This window comes from Sulfodiicoccus acidiphilus (assembly GCF_003967175.1).
Taxonomy (GTDB): domain Archaea; phylum Thermoproteota; class Thermoprotei_A; order Sulfolobales; family Sulfolobaceae; genus Sulfodiicoccus; species Sulfodiicoccus acidiphilus.
In genome coordinates this window covers 1,265,874-1,282,677 of record NZ_AP018553.1, presented here as the reverse complement: position 1 = coordinate 1,282,677, position 16,804 = coordinate 1,265,874, and the positions used below count along the sequence as shown (strand labels likewise).

The 16,804-nt window shown below is 50.3% G+C and carries 16 protein-coding genes and 3 pseudogenes; 13 read left to right on the top strand and 6 right to left on the bottom strand.

Going from position 1 to position 16,804, the window contains the following annotated elements:
* The first annotated feature begins 16 nt into the window (after nt 1-16).
* The 9 genes from HS1genome_RS06870 to HS1genome_RS06830 all read left to right on the top strand — a co-directional run bounded on the left by HS1genome_RS06870 (nt 17) and on the right by HS1genome_RS06830 (nt 7,625).
* Nucleotides 17-787: a winged helix-turn-helix transcriptional regulator gene (locus HS1genome_RS06870; RefSeq protein WP_126450147.1), complete on the top strand. Its 771-nt coding sequence runs from the start codon at nt 17-19 to the stop codon at nt 785-787.
* Nucleotides 788-833: 46 nt separating this feature from the next.
* A complete protein-coding gene (locus tag HS1genome_RS06865) occupies nt 834-2,024 on the top strand; it encodes an NADP-dependent isocitrate dehydrogenase (RefSeq protein ID WP_126450146.1) in 1,191 nt (396 codons plus the stop codon).
* Between the two features lie 101 nt (nt 2,025-2,125).
* Complete coding sequence (locus tag HS1genome_RS06860; protein WP_126450145.1) at nt 2,126-2,482, top strand: hypothetical protein; 357 nt, start codon at nt 2,126-2,128, stop codon at nt 2,480-2,482.
* A 365-nt stretch (nt 2,483-2,847) separates the two neighbouring features.
* The gene (locus tag HS1genome_RS06855; protein ID WP_126450144.1) at nt 2,848-3,705 is read left to right on the top strand and encodes a DMT family transporter; all 858 of its coding nucleotides are present in this window, start codon (nt 2,848-2,850) and stop codon (nt 3,703-3,705) included.
* Between the two features lie 339 nt (nt 3,706-4,044).
* Nucleotides 4,045-4,515 carry a peroxiredoxin gene (locus HS1genome_RS06850; protein WP_126450143.1) on the top strand — a complete coding sequence of 157 codons (471 nt, stop codon included), beginning with the start codon at nt 4,045-4,047 and terminating at the stop codon, nt 4,513-4,515.
* Nucleotides 4,516-4,546: 31 nt separating this feature from the next.
* A complete protein-coding gene (locus HS1genome_RS06845; protein WP_232018734.1) occupies nt 4,547-4,951 on the top strand; it encodes an NUDIX domain-containing protein in 405 nt (134 codons plus the stop codon).
* A gap of 265 nt (nt 4,952-5,216) precedes the next feature.
* Nucleotides 5,217-6,536, top strand: a complete 1,320-nt coding sequence (locus HS1genome_RS06840) for a class II fumarate hydratase (RefSeq protein ID WP_126450141.1) — start codon at nt 5,217-5,219, stop codon at nt 6,534-6,536.
* A gap of 29 nt (nt 6,537-6,565) precedes the next feature.
* The gene (locus HS1genome_RS06835) at nt 6,566-7,291 is read left to right on the top strand and encodes an MBL fold metallo-hydrolase (protein ID WP_126450140.1); all 726 of its coding nucleotides are present in this window, start codon (nt 6,566-6,568) and stop codon (nt 7,289-7,291) included.
* A 43-nt stretch (nt 7,292-7,334) separates the two neighbouring features.
* Entirely contained in the window at nt 7,335-7,625 is a 291-nt protein-coding gene (locus HS1genome_RS06830) for a hypothetical protein (RefSeq protein ID WP_126450139.1), read from the top strand.
* A 2-nt stretch (nt 7,626-7,627) separates the two neighbouring features.
* Here HS1genome_RS06830 and HS1genome_RS06825 read toward each other — a convergent pair whose 3' ends face one another.
* Nucleotides 7,628-8,434 (bottom strand): class I fructose-bisphosphate aldolase, encoded by an 807-nt coding sequence (locus tag HS1genome_RS06825; protein WP_126450138.1) that lies wholly within the window; start codon nt 8,432-8,434, stop codon nt 7,628-7,630.
* A gap of 209 nt (nt 8,435-8,643) precedes the next feature.
* On the opposite strand from HS1genome_RS06825, the pseudogene HS1genome_RS06820 reads away from it, so the two are divergent.
* Nucleotides 8,644-9,434 (top strand): annotated as a pseudogene (locus HS1genome_RS06820) (nucleotidyltransferase family protein).
* Here HS1genome_RS06820 and agl3 read toward each other — a convergent pair.
* A pseudogene (gene agl3 / locus HS1genome_RS06815) lies at nt 9,402-10,549 on the bottom strand (UDP-sulfoquinovose synthase). The pseudogenes HS1genome_RS06820 and agl3 overlap by 33 nt on opposite strands.
* 52 nt (nt 10,550-10,601) lie before the next feature.
* Here agl3 and HS1genome_RS06810 point away from each other — a divergent pair.
* A complete protein-coding gene (locus HS1genome_RS06810) occupies nt 10,602-11,504 on the top strand; it encodes a BadF/BadG/BcrA/BcrD ATPase family protein (protein WP_126450137.1) in 903 nt (300 codons plus the stop codon).
* Here HS1genome_RS06810 and HS1genome_RS06805 read toward each other — a convergent pair.
* A pseudogene (locus tag HS1genome_RS06805) lies at nt 11,473-12,902 on the bottom strand (gamma-glutamyltransferase family protein). The gene HS1genome_RS06810 and the pseudogene HS1genome_RS06805 sit on opposite strands and share 32 nt — an antisense overlap.
* Before the next feature lie 35 nt (nt 12,903-12,937).
* On the opposite strand from HS1genome_RS06805, the gene HS1genome_RS06800 reads away from it, so the two are divergent.
* Nucleotides 12,938-13,288, top strand: a complete 351-nt coding sequence (locus HS1genome_RS06800) for a hypothetical protein (protein ID WP_126450136.1) — start codon at nt 12,938-12,940, stop codon at nt 13,286-13,288.
* Between the two features lie 27 nt (nt 13,289-13,315).
* The gene (locus tag HS1genome_RS06795; RefSeq protein ID WP_126450135.1) at nt 13,316-14,098 is read left to right on the top strand and encodes a CBS domain-containing protein; all 783 of its coding nucleotides are present in this window, start codon (nt 13,316-13,318) and stop codon (nt 14,096-14,098) included.
* Here HS1genome_RS06795 and htpX read toward each other — a convergent pair.
* The 3 genes from htpX to rnhB all read right to left on the bottom strand — a co-directional run bounded on the left by htpX (nt 14,092) and on the right by rnhB (nt 16,802).
* Entirely contained in the window at nt 14,092-15,060 is a 969-nt protein-coding gene (htpX, locus tag HS1genome_RS06790; RefSeq protein ID WP_126451360.1) for a zinc metalloprotease HtpX, read from the bottom strand. The two genes, HS1genome_RS06795 and htpX, sit on opposite strands and share 7 nt — an antisense overlap.
* 79 nt (nt 15,061-15,139) lie before the next feature.
* On the bottom strand, nt 15,140-16,192 hold the full coding sequence (locus tag HS1genome_RS06785) for a TGS domain-containing protein (protein WP_126450134.1): 1,053 nt from the start codon (nt 16,190-16,192) through the stop codon (nt 15,140-15,142).
* A complete protein-coding gene (rnhB, locus tag HS1genome_RS06780; protein ID WP_268243596.1) occupies nt 16,182-16,802 on the bottom strand; it encodes a ribonuclease HII in 621 nt (206 codons plus the stop codon). Before rnhB ends, HS1genome_RS06785 begins: the two co-directional genes overlap by 11 nt.
* Between the last annotated feature and the right edge of the window lie 2 nt (nt 16,803-16,804).

Here is a 16,804-nt window from a genome sequence, read left to right as displayed (position 1 = left end):
TACGGTAGGGGTGTCCGTGGATGCGGTAGATAAAAGAATTCTCTTCATGCTTCTCAGGGACGGAAGGGCCTCCCAGCGCTCCATAGCTACGGCTTTAAGACTTTCCCCACCTGCCGTGAATTACAGGATAAGGAAGTTGATTGACGATAACATAATAAAGAAATTCACCCTCTACGTTAACCCCAACTTAATGGGCCAGTACCACGGCTTCATAGCATTCAAGAACTACACTGACTACGACGGAGAGGTAGTTTCTACCTTCAAATGCCTAGAGTGGCTTAACGTTTACGAGGTAGCCGCTAACACTGTGGAAGACCTCGAAGCGAAGTTCAAAACTATGACGGAGAAACTCGGGACTCCCGTAATGACTTACGTTCCAGAACAGGACCTCAAACCAACCTCGACCTTCACTCAGAAGATCCTAAGCATAATGAAGCCAGATCCTCTTTTAAAAGTCTCAGACATAGCGAAGGAAATGGGAGTCTCGGCCAAGACTGTCAACAGGCACATCTCTTTCTTGAAGGAGAAAGGGATGATAAAGGTGCTCCCGGTGCTGGACGTCTCCAAGAGCGACTCCGTGGTGTTCTCCATGTTCAGCAGGGACGACCAAACCCTAGATAGGTTGTTCACGAAATACACATTCTTCAAGGTCATGGGGAACGGTCATAGCATCCACTTCATGTTTGTAGAAAGCATGGACCAGGCCAGAAACGTTGTGTCGAAGGCGAGGACTTTCGACAGGGAGGCAGACGTCATGGTGATATACGACTACACAATAAATTCATGAAAATCTATCTAGAAACCCTTTTTTGGGCCCAAGTAACAGAGTCCCCATGGAGATAAAGTTCGAGAACGGCAAATGGATCGTGCCCAAGAATCCCACGATAGTCTACGTAGAAGGGGATGGCATAGGGCCGGAAATCACGAGGGCTGCCATGAGGGTTATAGATAAGGCGGTGGAGAGGTCTTACAAGTCATCTAAGATAGAGTGGGTCGAGGCACTAGCTGGTGAGAAGGCAGAGAGAGCTAAGGGAGACAGGTTCCCCAAGGAGTCACAGGAGCTCATACAGAAGTATAGGGTCGTACTGAAGGGACCTCTGGAGACTCCAATAGGGAAAGGGTGGAGGTCAATAAACGTCGCCATCAGGCTCATGCTCGACGCCTACGCTAACATCAGGCCAGTGAAGTACATGGAGGGGTTGGAGAGTCCCCTGAAGAACCCAGAGAAGGTTGACTTGATAATATTCAGAGAGAACACAGACGACCTATATAGAGGGATCGAGTACAGTGTCGATAGCAAGGAGGCCGCCTCACTTAGGGAATTCCTCAGAAGACAGTTAGGGGTTGACGTAGAGGACGATACTGGAATAGGTGTTAAGCTCATGAGCAAGTACAAGACACAAAGGATAGCTAGAATGGCGATCAAATACGCTATAGACAATAACAGGAGGAAGGTGACAGTGATGCACAAAGGCAACGTCATGAAGTATACCGAGGGAGCATTCAGGGAATGGTCCTACGAGGTTGCATTGAAGGAGTTCAGAGAGTATGTGGTCACTGAGGAGGAACAGGCCCAGGGCAAGCCTGGGAGGATAGTCTTCAACGATAGGATAGCCGACAACATGTTTCAGCAGATAATAATTAGGCCAGAGGAGTATGATGTAATACTGGCCCCAAATGTAAACGGTGACTACATCTCTGACGCCGCTGGGGCCCTCATCGGGAACATAGGTCTACTCGGTGGGGCGAACGTGGGAGACACGGGAGGGATGTTTGAGGCAGTTCATGGAACCGCTCCCAAGTACGCAGGGAAAAACGTGGCTAACCCCACTGGGATCATAAGGGGGGGAGAAATGATGCTTCGTTTCATGGGCTGGAGGGAAGCAGCAGATCTGATCGATGCAGCGATAAGGAAGGCCATGAAGGAAAAGAAGGTCACGCAAGATATAGCTAGGTTTATGGGAGTGAAGCCCCTCTCTACTGAAGAGTTCGCGGACTTCCTAATACAGTCCATGGAGAGTTAATATAATAGGGGAAATAATTTTTTAAAGCCATATAATTGTATCGCCGTTCACTGCTCGTTAACAATGTTTAAATAGCGGTGAACGGCCAACGTTAAGAGATTATGAAAATAGCTGTGGTATACGATAAGGAGAAGACTCTGAAACCATTGGACGGAGGCGAAGTATTAGCAATAATAGACGACGAGAAGAAAGTGGTGGAGCAGTACGAAAACCCTGGATATCAAATGAGCAAGGAGGCCTCAATGGAGGCCATCTTAGACCTAGGAGCTGAGGCCATAGTCGTGAAGGAAAGGTTCTTATGTCCTGGCTCATACGCAATGTCGGTGGGGAGGCTTAAGTACATACCCTCGAAGTTCGATAGATTAAACGAGATTCTAGATCACCTCGAGGAACTGAAGAAGTCGGCTGCGGAGGAACTGGAGCCCGAAATGTACGCCGAGGATTACGAGGAGATGTAATGTATAGCCACCACAACGGGAGCGGCTTAAGTAAACGCCTATGATGCTTTTAAGCCAAAGTCGACGGGATGAGTGGAGTAGGGAGGTTATGTATCTAGAATAACCTACACGACCTTAACTCTGTTTTAGATGTGGTTAAACTAAACTAACTAGCATCTTTTTATCAACTTAGGTCGGAAGGAATTTCTTATTCTCGATTTCGAAGAAGGGTCAAAGAAGTGGTTGATCGAAAGTGAGAGGTTCCAGGAACATATCACCCTAGGAGAGTCCTATGGTTGGTAGAGATTAATGGGCATAAAGGAAAAGAAGGACGGAAACGCCTATTTCCTCAGTTCGCAGGAGTGAAGGTCACGAAGAGATGGTAAATGAGAGTCCTGCGCTACCTTGTTCCCTACGTTCTGATAAGTACGTTTCAGTACTACTTCGCTAAAGATGCGCTGAACTACGCTGCGCCTTTTCCCTTTATGGCTATGAGGTACTTGATCTCGGCCGCTATAATGTATGGAATAGCAAGGAAATTAATATGGAACAGGGAAGTCTTAATCCTCTCTCTCCTTACAGTGACTAGCTCAAGCCTATGGGCCTACGGTCTGATTTACGTGACGCCTGCTCAGTCAGCTGTATTGAGCTATTCCATGCCCTTATTCTCGCTGCCCATAGCGTACTTGGTAATAAAAGAGAAACCAGAAAGGATAGAAACGATGGGCCTCGTTGTGGGCCTTGTTGGAGTTCTGATATACGGAATCCCCCTAGCTCACGGGTTCACTCTGATAGGTAGCGTATTGACTATAGTAAACGCAGTGTTCTGGGCCGCTTTCACTGTGTATTATAGAAAGTTAATGGACTACGATCCCATTTCTCTTAACGCATCTCAGTTCGTGGTGGGCTCTATACCCCTAGTGGGTCTCTCCCTCATCACTCCACATGTCCAATTCACTGGAAAGTTCCTAGGTGACCTTTTGTTTACGTCGGTGTTAGGAGGGGCCGTCGGATTCTTCCTGTGGAATTCGATGGTGAGAACTGAGAAAGTCGCAAAGGTCACCATCATGAGCTTCTCGGTGCCCATATTTGCCACTGTGGCCCAAGTTGTAGAGGCGCTAGCGATTCCGTCGGTCTATACGGTGACAGGAATAGGGACGATGTTCGTCGGAATTGTAGTATCCAGGTTAAAAGGTGGTATAGCGAAGGTCAGGGGAGAGGAGAGGAGAGCCAAAGCGAGGTGAGGAGAGCAGTGATCGGCACAACGGTAGCTGATTTCAAAAGTGTGAACACTTATAAGAAGCGGTATATTTAAGATTTATTTCAAATATTAATATAGATAATTAAAAATATAAAACTTTCAATCGGTTTGTATGAACAAGACAGAGTGACGCTTTCGATAAACTATCGGATATAATAGAGGACTAACTGTCATAGCTAGGAATTTCAGGTTATTTCAAAGCAACTAAGGAAACAAGGACTGAGGAAAATCGAGTAAGTTCTCATGTGAGGATCGATCCCGAACTAGATCGTGCTCTACTAAAACTTAAAACGGCCTACTACAGTATGACGTCTGATGAGTCATGGTTAAAGTAGGAGATAAGGCACCAGACGTTCAGCTAGTCACGACAGACTTCAAGACAATCAAGCTAAGCGATTTCAGGGGAAAGGTGATCGTATTGGCATTCTACCCTGGCGCATTCACTTCTGTTTGTACTAAGGAGATGTGTACATTCAGGGACAATATGGCCAAGTTCAACGAGGTCGACGCGGTGGTCATAGGGGTAAGCACAGATACACCACCTTCTAACAAAAAGTTTAAGGAGGAGAACAAATTGAACTACGTGGTGGCAAGTGACACTACTAGGGAGGCCATATCTAAGTTCGGTATCGTAAACGAGAACTTCCTTAACTTACCTGGATGGACAGTCGCTAAGAGGTCAGTTTTCGTGATTGACAAGGATGGTGTAATTAGATATGCTTGGGTGTCGGACAATCCTGGTGTAGAACCCAACTACACTGAAGTGGAGAAGGTGGTGAAGTCACTCAAGTAATTTTGTGAAAGATATGAACCTTCCCTACCTCTTGAGTAGGCCGATCGAAGACGATGTGATAAGTGAGGCCGCAGTAGTACTGCTTTTTACGGATCACAGCTTCTTAATAATTAAGAGAAGGGCGTGGAAGGGCGATCCTTGGTCCGGTCAGATGGCCCTCCCTGGTGGACACAGGAAGGAGGGTGAGACTGCTATGGAGGCCGCAGTGAGGGAAGCAGAAGAAGAAGTAGGCATAAGACCGACGATAATAGGTTCCTTGGGGATATTTTCTCCTCACTCAAAACAAATTAGGGTGAGGGTGTTCCTTTCCTATGCTGAGAAGGAGCTTCCTTTCAGGACTGGTGATGAGGTGGAGTGGGCAGCTTGGGTGAATGAGTCTCAACTTACTCCAGGACAAGATTGTTTCTACTATAACGGGGAAAGAATATGGGGATGACGTTCAGAATACTACTAACTGCCCTAAGTCCTCCGCTTGGATTATGGATACATGAACATAAGTAGAAAAGGCTAGGGAAGTTGGGGAAGACCTAATTGACCCCGCTCAACCCCTCAAGGGCGAGGGTTACAAAGATCGAAAGCTTCGCCTCCTCCATGAGCGGAAAGGAAGCCAGCAGCAATTTCCTCCTATAGGTATCTTTTCATAAGATTAGGGACGAATCAGAGACCCCAATCCCTATAACCTTCTCTTCGAATTTCTGATCATGTCGTACGTTGAGGCAGCCAAGAAACTCTTCATGAACACGGGAACTAGGTTCCCTAGAAGACTCATATGGGCTATGGGGGCAGTCAAGTACGCTGCCGCAGACTTCAACACGTCCATAGGACTGCTGGACTCCAAGCTAGGAATGGCAATAATGGATGCAGCTAATGAAGTGATGCAAGGTAAGCATGACGAAGAAGTGGTTCTAGACGTATTCCAGACTGGATCGGGAACTGGCCTTAACATGAACATCAACGAGGTAATTGCCGCAAGGGCCAGTCAGTTAGCTGGAGTCAAGGTTCACCCCAACGACCACGTCAATATGGGGCAGTCGTCCAACGATACAGTACCCACTGCCATAAGGGTTGCCGCTTACGCTGAAGTGAGGGAATCCCTACTTCCAGCCTTAGATCAGGCAATAGGCTCCCTTAGGTCGCTGGCTGAGAGGACTTCCAGTATAGTGAAGTCGGGGAGGACGCACCTCAGAGACGCTCTTCCTGTCACTATGGGCCAAGAGTTCGGAGCGTACGAGGACGCTCTATCCCATCAAAGGAGAGCCTTGGAGAGCTCACTGGAGTATGTGGCAGAGCTCCCGATTGGGGGAACCGCAGTTGGCACCGGCCTCAATACTCCCCCGAACTTCGGAGACGAAGTAGTGTCCAGACTTGCCAAACTCACTGGGTACCCCCTTAAGAAAGGGAACAGTTTCAGGGCAATGAGACTACTTACTGACATGGTTAACCTGAGTGCCGTCATGAGGGGGATCTCCTTGGACTTGTACAGAATAGGTCAGGACGTAAGGCTAATGTTCTCAGGTCCATACACTGGCCTGAACGAAATAGACATACCAAGCCAAGAGGAGGTGGCGGGCAGTAGTATAATGCCTGGCAAGACCAATCCAGTAACGGTCGAGTCCACCTTACTGGTGTGCGCTCAGGTGATTGGTCTGGATCACGCTAACCAGTTCGTAGGGATGCTGGGGGAGTTCGAACTGAGCATGGGAGTGCCACTAATGGGTTACAACGTAGTTAGTCAGGCCTCGCTCCTCTCGGAGGCGCTAAGGAAGTTTAGCTCCCTGGTGCTTGACAAGATCGTACCTAATCGAGAGAAAGCTCTCAGGTACGCCGAGTCCTCAGCCTCTCTAATAACAGTGGTTTCCCCACTCATCGGTTACGATAGGGCATCCGCCTTAGGCAAGAGAATAGCGAAAGGAATGTCGATTAGAGAGGCCTTAAGGGACATGGGCATGAGTGAACAGGAGATCAACAAGGTACTCGATGTATCTCGGTTGACCAAAGGTGGCCTTCCCACAAAGGAGTGAATCCCTTGCCTTGTCAAGGACTGCGTGAAGTGAAAGCTGGTCCGCCCGAGTTCCCTGAGTTCCACTCACTTTACCTTCTGTGCTATGAGAAGGCTATGATGATCGACCCTGGGCCCTCGAACTCTGTAGCGGACCTAGGCTTCCTAGATAGGTTGGACTACGTGTTTCTCACTCACCTTCACATAGACCACATAGGCCTCCTGAAGGAAGTGGTGGAAAGGTTTCCCAATGTCGTTGTGTTGGTACCTGAAGGAGAGGGTGGAAAGATCACCTCGCCTGAGAAAGTAAACAAGGAGGCGGAAAATATGATGGGAGAACTGGTTACTGTTTTCGGAAAAGTTGAACCGATCAAGACCACGATCAGGGAAGTCGGTGATGGCGAGGAAATCGATTTAGGAGATAGAAAGGGAAAGGTGAGTTATACACCTGGACATTCTAATGCACACATCTCGTTTATACTGGACGACATTCTCTTTGCTGGAGACTCCTTGGGAGGGAGAATAAACGGGAGGTCATTTAAGATAGCTTGGAGTGACAGGCGGAAGTTTATGGAGGTGGTAGAAAGGACCAAATCCATGAGGCCAAAACTCATAGGTATATCCCACTCTGGTTTGGTGGGGTACAACCACCTCAACGAGGTGGACGAGTCGATGAGTGGGGCGGAGGTCGAAGAGCTGTCTGTAGATGGGGGCACTAGGGACCAAATCCTCAGGCTCTACCTCTCCTCAGGAAATAGAGCCAGAGCTGTGCCCTAGAGCCATTCTCCTTAAATGCGATCACCTCTGCAAACTAAAAGACATGGAACCGTTCTATTTCACCAGCTATGGGAGAGTTGTGGGTAAGGCAGGAGACGTGAACTCTCTCCTGACGGAGTTGGAGAGATTGTCGAAAGAGGATCCAAACTGTGTAAGTTGGCACCTGAAGGAAGGGCACCTAGTGCAGTGGCTAACTTACATAGGGGAGAACGGTTTAGCGGAGATGCTTAAGGGCGTAGGGGAACCCGGAGAGGCAGTAACGAGGACCCGTGAGTACATGGTGATGAGAAGACAGGTGACCACGGGACTCAAGAGAAAAAGCAGGAGAAGGTAAACTCAAGAGTTTACGAGGTTCCTCGGATCTGCACCTTCGTGAACGACCTTACTAACTATTTCCGTGAAGACAACTGGGTCACTGGACTGCCAGATGTTTCTGCCCACCGTGACGCCCTTAGCCCCTGCAGCGAGAGCGTCGGCGAGCATTTGGAGGAACTCGAGATCGGTCTTCGTTTTAGGCCCTCCCCTTATTACTATGGGAGAGAAGGAGGCGTCGACGACTTCTCTAAACTGTTTCGAGTCTCCCCCGAAGTCAAGCTTCAATACGTCAGCTCCTAGCTCAGAGCCGAAACGTCCGAGGTACTTGAGCACTGTTGGCTCCCTTAACGATTCGTATTCTCCTTCCTTAACGGCAAGGGGCTCCACAATGAACGGAACTCCGTAGTCGTTCGCCTCCCTCCTCGCCTCCGAGACTTTCTCCAAATTAAGGGCCTCCGTGTTACCGTTTCCCAATCCAACGAGAAGGTAGCATATGACTGCGTCGGCCCCGGCCCTCACAGCCTCCTTTACGGTGTAAGACATGGAGTAGTACCCTGTGGACCTGCCCCCTACCTCCCTCCAAACATTGGTCGTATCTAGCCTAGCGATAAAGAGTGGGCCGCCCCTGGACGCGAAGTTCTCCTTAACTAGTTGAGCCAGGGCTGGGGTCATTTGAAGGGCATCTGGACCCTTCGAGACCTTGGACACAACTTCCGCGGCCCGTTCTATTCCCCTCAGGGGTCCCATGACTAGGCCGTGATCTAAGGCCACTATGAATGCTCTCCCTCTAGAGAATAGACGGGAGGTCCTTATTTCTACACCTGACATAAGACGAAGTCGAGAATCGGTTTATAAAGTGTGGGATTCGATGAACTAAGACAATACAACCACTCACGGAGATATTGACTGCACTAGGCTAACTGACATCGTATAGTACCATTTATTAGGCCATGTTTTAGACCGATTCGCGACATCTTTGTAAGGGACGTGGTGTCGTCACAAACAAAGTTATTTGTGTTAGATGCCAAACCGCCACGATGAAGATCAGGAAAGCTGTGATAACGGCTGCGGGTAAAGGGACCAGGATGAAGCACATAACGTCAGTGCTACCGAAGGGCTTACTTCCCCTATTCGTCGATGAGGAGGATAGGAAAGTGACCGTACCTGTGATCGACCTAATATTGGGTTCCCTGGCCCGAGTGGGGGTGAGTAACTTCTGCCTAGTGGTGGGGAGGAACGGTAGATTGCTCATGGATTACCTCTTCGAGTTGGGGTTGGGAGCCACCTTCGAGTTCCAGAAGGAACCTAAGGGGTTTGGAGACGCTGTACTAAAGGCAGAGAAGTTTGTGGGAGAGGACCCTTTCTTCGTTCATGCCGACGATGGAGTCCTTTCGGGGGCTATGAGAGGGCTACTTCTCTCTTTGAAGAGAGGGAACCCGACGCTGTGCTACTGGTGAGGAGAGTTTCTAACCCCAAGAGATATGGGATAGTTGAGGCAAGAGAGGAGGGAGAATTCATGGGTACTAGACTTCTTAGGGTTCTGGACGCCCAAGAGAAACCGCCTGTCCCTAAGTCCGACCTGGCGGTGTCAGCGGTCTACGTCTTCAAACCCTCCGTCCTCAGAGCATTGAAGAAAACCAACCCAGCTGATGGAGAACTGGAGCTCACCTACGGCATATCGGGAGTACTGAAGGATGGAGGGGAGGTGCTAGCATTAATGCTAGATAAGGAAGTGTGGCTTAACGTGGGGGATCCAGACAGTTACATCAGAGCGCTCAACCACTCTTTCCAAGAATTACTTCCACCTCGTCCTTGGCATAATGACTGAAGAGAACCTAGAGATCCTTTCTTTGAAGGGAAGTAAGTCCTTTAACATCACCTTCACCTCTTCCCTCATGCTCTTCCTAGGCCTGAAACCTAGATTGGGGAGGACCTTCAACTCTGGGTTGTAGTAGTGTTCTTCTGCCTCCACCCTGGGGTTCGGAACATGTTGTACCTTCACGTCCAAGCCGAGTTCCTTTCCAGCGTCCTGAACGAAAGAAGCTATCTCCCTGACGCTCCTGAGTTCTACGAACTGGTTGACGTGCCGGTAGGATCCCATCTCAGGGGGTTCTCTATCAGTATCCTCAAGGCCTCTACGCTGTCCTCTAACGACAGGAAACCCCTAGTCTGACCTCCTTTCCCGTAAGGGGTGAGAGGAAGGCCGAGCACTGCTTCAACACAGTATCTATTTACGACCGTACCCCACACCTCGTCGAAATCGAACCTCGTGAAGAACCGTTCGCTGACTATCTCCTCCGTCCTAGTTCCGTAAACTGGTCCTTGCATGATGTCGGTGAAGGTCAATCCCCATATCTTGTTGGCGAAGAGCATGTTGTAAGTATCGTAGACCTTGGTCCAGTGATACCAGGAACCGGCAAACTTAGGAGTGGGTATCCTGTCCCTCCTTCCTTTAATCTCCACTTCCACGAAAGCCGACTCCGGTATATCGAAGTTGGGAGTGCCATATTCCCCCATTGTTCCCATCTTAACAACGTGGACGTCGGGTTTGGCCTCCTTCACGGCGTATATCAGGTTTAGCGTGCCCTCCAAGTTGTTGTGCATAGTGTAGACCGCGTGCTCTACATCCTTCATCGAATACGGAGCGGACCTCTGTTCAGCGAAGTGTACTACAGCGTCGGGTTTCTCGCTCGATATAAGCTCCTTCACGAACTGGTAGTCTGTAACGTCACCGAAGACGAACTTGAAGTCTCCGAGTTCTTTGGCTGCCCTTTCCCTCTCCTGCGGTGAGGATATGGGTAGGGCCGAATCTGAGCCGACCTCCTCTACTGCCCTCCGCGTAGCCAAGTTGTCCACACCGACAACCCGATGCCCCCTCCTGAGTAATCTGAGGGACAGCGGCCACCCTAAGTACCCATCGGCCCCAAGGACTACAATTTTCATAGGTAGAGTAGTTATGCTAAGGTTATAAAACTCGGCGATGTATAAGTAGTTCATGATTCTAGTAGGAGTAGACGCTGGGGGAACTCACACTCGAGCCCTGGCTTATACGTGCGATGGTGAGGAGCTGGGCAGGGGGAGAGCAGGACCTGGAAACTTCCACAACGTTGGATTAGAGGTGGCAATGGAGAACGTGAGAAAGGCGGTGGCTCAAACTGGAGTCAACCAGCCGGACTACGTTTGCCTTGGGATGGCAGGCTTGGACACTAAAAGGGACGTGGAGCTGGTGAAGCCGTTGGCTGATAGGTTAGGGAGACATGTGCGAGTAGAACATGACGGCTTCGTCACACTTTACGCCCAGACCTGGGGTAAGCCTGGCGTGATCACTATAGCTGGAACAGGGAGCGCGGTAGTTGGGTACGATGGTACGAGAAAACGGAGAGCTGCGAATATGGGGTGGCTGTTGGGAGACGAGGGATCTGCGTATTGGATAGGAAGAGAAGCCCTTAGGGCACTGACTAGGACAATGCAGGGGGTCTCCAAGAGGAGTCAAATGACAACGATGGTGAAGGAGAAAATAGGGGTGAAGACTTTGGATGACTTGGTGGAATGGGCTTACTACAACGGGCACAGGGTATCAGAGATCGCTGGGGTGGCTGAAGTGGTTGAGAAAGCCGCTAAGGTAGGAGATAAACTGGCCCTAAAGATCATGAGAACGGCGGCGCGAGAGCTTGCTGCCCAGTCGGTAAACGTGGCTAAGAAGGTGGGAGTGGAGAAGGTGTATGTGATAGGTGGTGTATTCGAGTCACAGCTCTACTTCAAGCTCTTCTCCGACTGGACTTCCAAGAGAGGGGTTAAAACGGAGAGGGCTGAGAGGGAAGGTGTTTTGGGGGCTGTCCTAATAGCCTCCCAGGAGGCTGGTTGCCTCAAGCCCTTAGAGCGACACCTTCACTCCTAGGGTCCGCCACCGCAGTTGACGCTTTACCCCTTACCTTAAGGGCTTGAACCACCCCTACTTCCGGCGAAAATTCCTGTATTTGCTTGAAGGGGAGATTGAGTCTCCTCTCAACCTTCACCTCTCCTTCTTCAATGACGAACCTAGGAGCGTAAACTGCCTCATCTATGTCCATCTTGTAATCCACATAATACTCCAACACTTGGGAGTGAATTTGAGGCCTCAGGTGACCAGCTGCACAACCTATCACTAAGAGCTCCGCTTCGGACTCTGCCATTAGTATGGAGAGTGTGTGGAGAGGCCTCTTTCTCGGTTTGGGACTGTTGTGACCCTCAGTAAAGCCCGCGCCCCTGTTTTGGAGTGGTATCTGCTTTACAACCATTCCCGAGCCGAAGGGGTGAAAAAGACTCTGTATGAAACCTACGTGGTTCTCTCCGTCAGTGAGGGTAAAGAAGGTGGTGTCCCCAGCGGCTTTAACGTCGGAGATCCCCTGGCTTGAGAGTAGAGACGCGAGGTGTCCCGAGCTGAGTAGGTAGTTGACGTCGAAGTCGTGAAACCTAGGATCCGCCACATGGGAGTCCCTATCCCTGTATGCGAGGGAGAAGAGTCTGACGTGCTGTCTCACCCTCTCTGGTTCGTTAAAGGACATCCTGTTCACGTTTGTCAACTCCACTAACTTCAGCGCTTCCAAGGTAGTTACTCCCTGTGAGTTAGGGGGAGTTCGTAGAGCGTGAAAGATCCGTAGGACGACCTGATAGGACGTACTTGCTCTCCTCTGAACCTTCTGAAGTCTTCTGGTTCCACCCCTACGCCTAGAGCGATCATTCCATTTACCATCTCCTCTGCTACCTTACCTTCGTAGAACTCCCGCGGATCCCTAGCTATTCTCTTCATCACCTCTCCCATCTCAGGTAGACGCAGAGTATCACCGTAGCCTCTCCCCCAAAACGTTTTCTTCCAGCTCTCGTGAAAGTCCTTTCCCGACGAGATCGCTCTGCTCAGGCTCCTCCCTACCTCGAACCCTTCGGTGGCCAACGATATGGCCGGCGCTAGAAGTCTATCTAGGGGGAGGGTGATGTACTTCCTGTAGAGGAAGTCCCAGAGATCAACGAGGCCTGGAACTGTCACAGTAAGCGGTCCCCGAAGTTCTTCCACTCTCTCCGGTACCCTTGATGGGGCCCAACCTGAGGCGTTGTAGGCAACTGTCCCCTCCGGCGTCTTGGCTAACAGGAAAGCGTCTCCCCCCAGTCCACTGGTTTGAGGAAGAACGACGGAGAGCACTGCACTAACAGCTAAGGCGGCGTCGAATGCGTTACCCCCTTCGCTGAGCACTCTAGCGCCTACGTATGTGGCTAGGGGGGATTGCGACGCTACAACTTTCCTTCCCACTACAGCAGGCATGTGAATATTATAAGGAAAGGCCTATATCAGTTGATTTGAACGACGATAACCCCCCGTGCGTTATCCCAGGTAAGTGTAACGTCTGTGAAAGCTCTTACGTTCTATGTTACGGCACAGACTCGCCCAGGAGGACGGACGTCCCTGGGGAGCTGGAGATAGATAGAGAAAAGGGGAAAGTTATTGCTAGACTGATAATACTAGATGATCCCAAGGATCCCCTTTACGTGGAGTTTCAGGTGACTAAACAATTCGCAAGCACTCTCATAGAGAAAACGGAGTTACTGGTGAGGTTCGTCGACGTCTCAATGAAATCAGAGAAGATCTATAGGTTCCACCTCGGAGTAGAAGAAGTGAGGATCCTGAAGACTTACCTAGGTGTTAGTTGAGGAACCCCTAAGTGTTCAGCAACATTAATGATAATTAGGGACAGAACCACAGTAACACTTGTGAAAGTAGAGGAAGTAATGAGGACTTCATTAATCACCCTCTCCTTAGACTCCACGCTCGAGGAGGCAGTCCAGGTGATGTCGAATATAGATGCGGGAAGGGTGGTGATTCTAGAAGGAGAAGAAGTTAGGGGGATCCTGTCAACTAGGGACATTGTTGAGCTATTTGCAACTCTAGGAAAGGATATGCTTAAGCTGAGCGTCTCCAGCGTGGCCAAGCAAGGGGTAACTACAGTGGCTCCTCGAGACGAATTAGAAATTGCAGTGAGGAAAATGCTCTGGGGTGGGTTTGGGGGATTACCTGTTGTCGAGAACGGAAAACTGGTTGGATTGTTAAGCGAGAGGGAGATCCTCAAGGTGGTAAGTAGATCTCAAAGCACGGGGATTGTGGACTCAGTGATGACTTCATCTCTAGTCACAACTTCTCCCGACACTCCAATCAGGGACATAGCGAAGTTGATGGCAAATAGAAAGGTCAGGAGACTACCCCTACTTGAGGGCGAAGAGGTAAAGGGGATAGTAACTGCCGCGGACCTGGTTAAGGGGTTAAAGAAAGGAGGAGAGAAGGCAATAGAGGTGGGTTCTAAGTCAGTAATTTGGTGTATGCGAGAAACTCACCTAAGGGATGCTGCGTCAATCATGGTAGAGAGAAGGATAGGCTCCCTGATTGTGGGAAAGGGAGAGAAAAAGCCCGAAGGGATCGTGACGGAGAGGGACTTACTTTTCGGTTCCCTCAATGTGATTCAATAGTAGTAGCTGCCCTTCATTTTCTCCAATAGCTGAATCCTCTTGGCGGGGTGGGGGTGATCGCTGAAAAGGTCGGCGTGCCAAGACACTTTTTCGTGTTTCCAACCCTCAACTATCGCCCTTACGTCGTCTTCCGGAACCTCCTTCACGTCTATGGGGGCGAAGAACAACATCTTCATGGTAGTGTTAGACTTGTACCTCTGGGCAACTGAAGGATCTACTGAGGCAACTATCTTAGCTAGCGCGGTTTGGAGGTTGCTCGCACCTCCTGGAACGGTCTGTGCAGCGTTTATGTCAGCGTAAGCCTCCCTCATTCTGTTGAGGAAAAGCATGAATAGTTGGAAGAGGAAGCTCACCGCTATTAGTGCTATGCCTATCAGGAAGAGCAGGCCAGAGTTGTTGCCCCTGCCTCCCTCACCGAACATTCCGCCCCAGAATAGGCTGTAACCGAGCCAGTACACTAGGGCTGGTATGAGCCCTACTGCCATCAGCAACTCCACGTCCCTGTGTCTCAAGTGTCCAAGTTCGTGTCCTAGCACGGCTTTCAACTCGTCCCTGTTGAGGATCCTGAGGGTTGGAGCAGTTATGGCCACCCTTTTTCCTGCCAACGGACTACCGTAGGCGAAAGCGTTGGGGAAAGGTACGTTAGCTATGTAAACCTTAGGAGCGGGTAGACCGTTATTCCTCGCGACCTCACTGACGTCCCACAGGAGCCAACCATACGTCGGATCGTCTGGCTTCACCTCCTTGGCCCTGTAAGCCATATTAATGAAGTAGGGACCTAGGAGCCACTGCAGTATGTTGAGCACGAATATGAAGCCTAGTATACCGATTATGAGGCCGGTCCCGAACGTGTAACCGAACAGGTAAGTTGTAACGGCCAGCCCTAAGGCAAGACCGAGGAGAACTATTCCTATTGAGGCCAATATCATCGAGAGCTTTATCTTTACCACTGCAGCGTTCAACATCATCACCTGATCGGGCCTCTCAGGGCACGATTATAAACCTTTTTCAAAATGGTCTCCCTTTCTAACTAAGCCTCTGCTACCTGGTGTGAAGCTCCACGATGTCTCCGTCCTCAAGAACCCAGTCTGGCCCCACCCTCTGACCCTGATGCTTCACCGACTTACCCCAGACTCTAGCATAGGTAAGTCCCTCATAGAGGGAACTATGAAGCTTCTTGGCCACCTCGGCCACTGTGGAACCTCTCTTAAGAACAAGGGGGTCCTTGGTGGGAGGTTCGAAAGGTTCCTTAGTGTAGACCCTGATGACGTCCAGTTCCCTGAAGAGGGCCAGCTTTAACTGGTCTCTCTCCCATGGCTTTAGGGAGCCCGGGACGTCGTGGGAGACCACCACGAAAGGTTTAGTCGAACCGCTCTCGAATATTGCCCTCTCGACATCATCCATGGCGACTTCCCCCGTTATCTTCACAATAGCGGACCTGAACCCGAAACCCTCGACGTACCTCTTAACTTCTTCTTCCGTGGTGCCAACTAGCTTACCCATGTTAACTACTCTCACTCCAGAGCCTGTCCTCATTCTCTCCACCACCACCCTGCCGCGCGGCCTGCCTAGGGTCATGCCGTTATCGCTCAAGAAATCCTTGAGCTTCGAGAGCTCCCCGCTGTTTTCCACTGTTAGGACGAGTACGTCAGCGTTCCTGGCCATTCCAACGATTCTAGTGGCCCACCTGGACTCCGTCGTGAAGAAGGGCGGATTAACCACCTGTATCCTTACGTCCTCATAGTAAGTCATTCCCACTACCGGCAATTCCACCGGGTCCTGCTTAACGTTGGTTATAGACCTCATTACGTTGCACCTCAACTGATAGTTACCTAAGAGGAGGACCTGTCCCGCACCGTCCTTCTCAACGAACAACTGAAGTCCTCTTCCAGAGCCTTTTCGTTTCTCCTTCTCCGTCTGTTCCCTGAGTTCCGCCATCCTCCTCCTGGCCCACATTACCAAGTTCTCCGTTCCTTTGTGTTTGGGGACGTAGCTCAGGAAGTCCTGAAGTGCCTGCAGCTTCTCCTCTGGAGTCTTAGCATCCATCACCCTTAACCATTTCGCCTTAGCCTCTGCAGGTAAGTTAGTGACCAATACTCTTCCCCACGTAGAGTTCAGGTGCTATTGCCTGCAGAGTCCTCCAACTTCTCCTCAGGAAACTCGGAGGCTCGCTTCCCCTTATTGAGGCCACCCACTTCCTAGTCTTTGGGTCTGACGGGTAACCACTACCCACGTCCCCATACTGGGTCCTTATCTTTTCGATCTCCAAGTCCCTGATAACCTTGGCTACTACGCTGGCGGCGCCAGCTTCAACGTAGTGGGTGTCGGCACCGAACTCGACACGAGGGGTGGAGCCTATGGAACGGACTTCCTTGACCACCACCTCTTCCCTCCCTACCCTATCCACGGTGACCAACCCCGGCCTTAGGTAAGAGAGGGCTCTTATTACCTTTAGTACGGCGTCGTAGGTTAACTGATTCAGATTGAAGGAGTCTATCTCCTCGGGCCAGACCCGTACTACCGACACTCCTAAGGACTCTTCCAATATTAGAAGAAAGAGCTTCTCCCGAGACCTTCTAGTCAATCTCTTGCTGTCTTTCACTCCCGCCTCTCTCAAGGTTTGGAGCGACCTTTCAGATAGGGCGATCCCCGCCACCACCATGGGGCCCAATAAACATCCTCTTCCCGCCTCATCTACCCCCACTA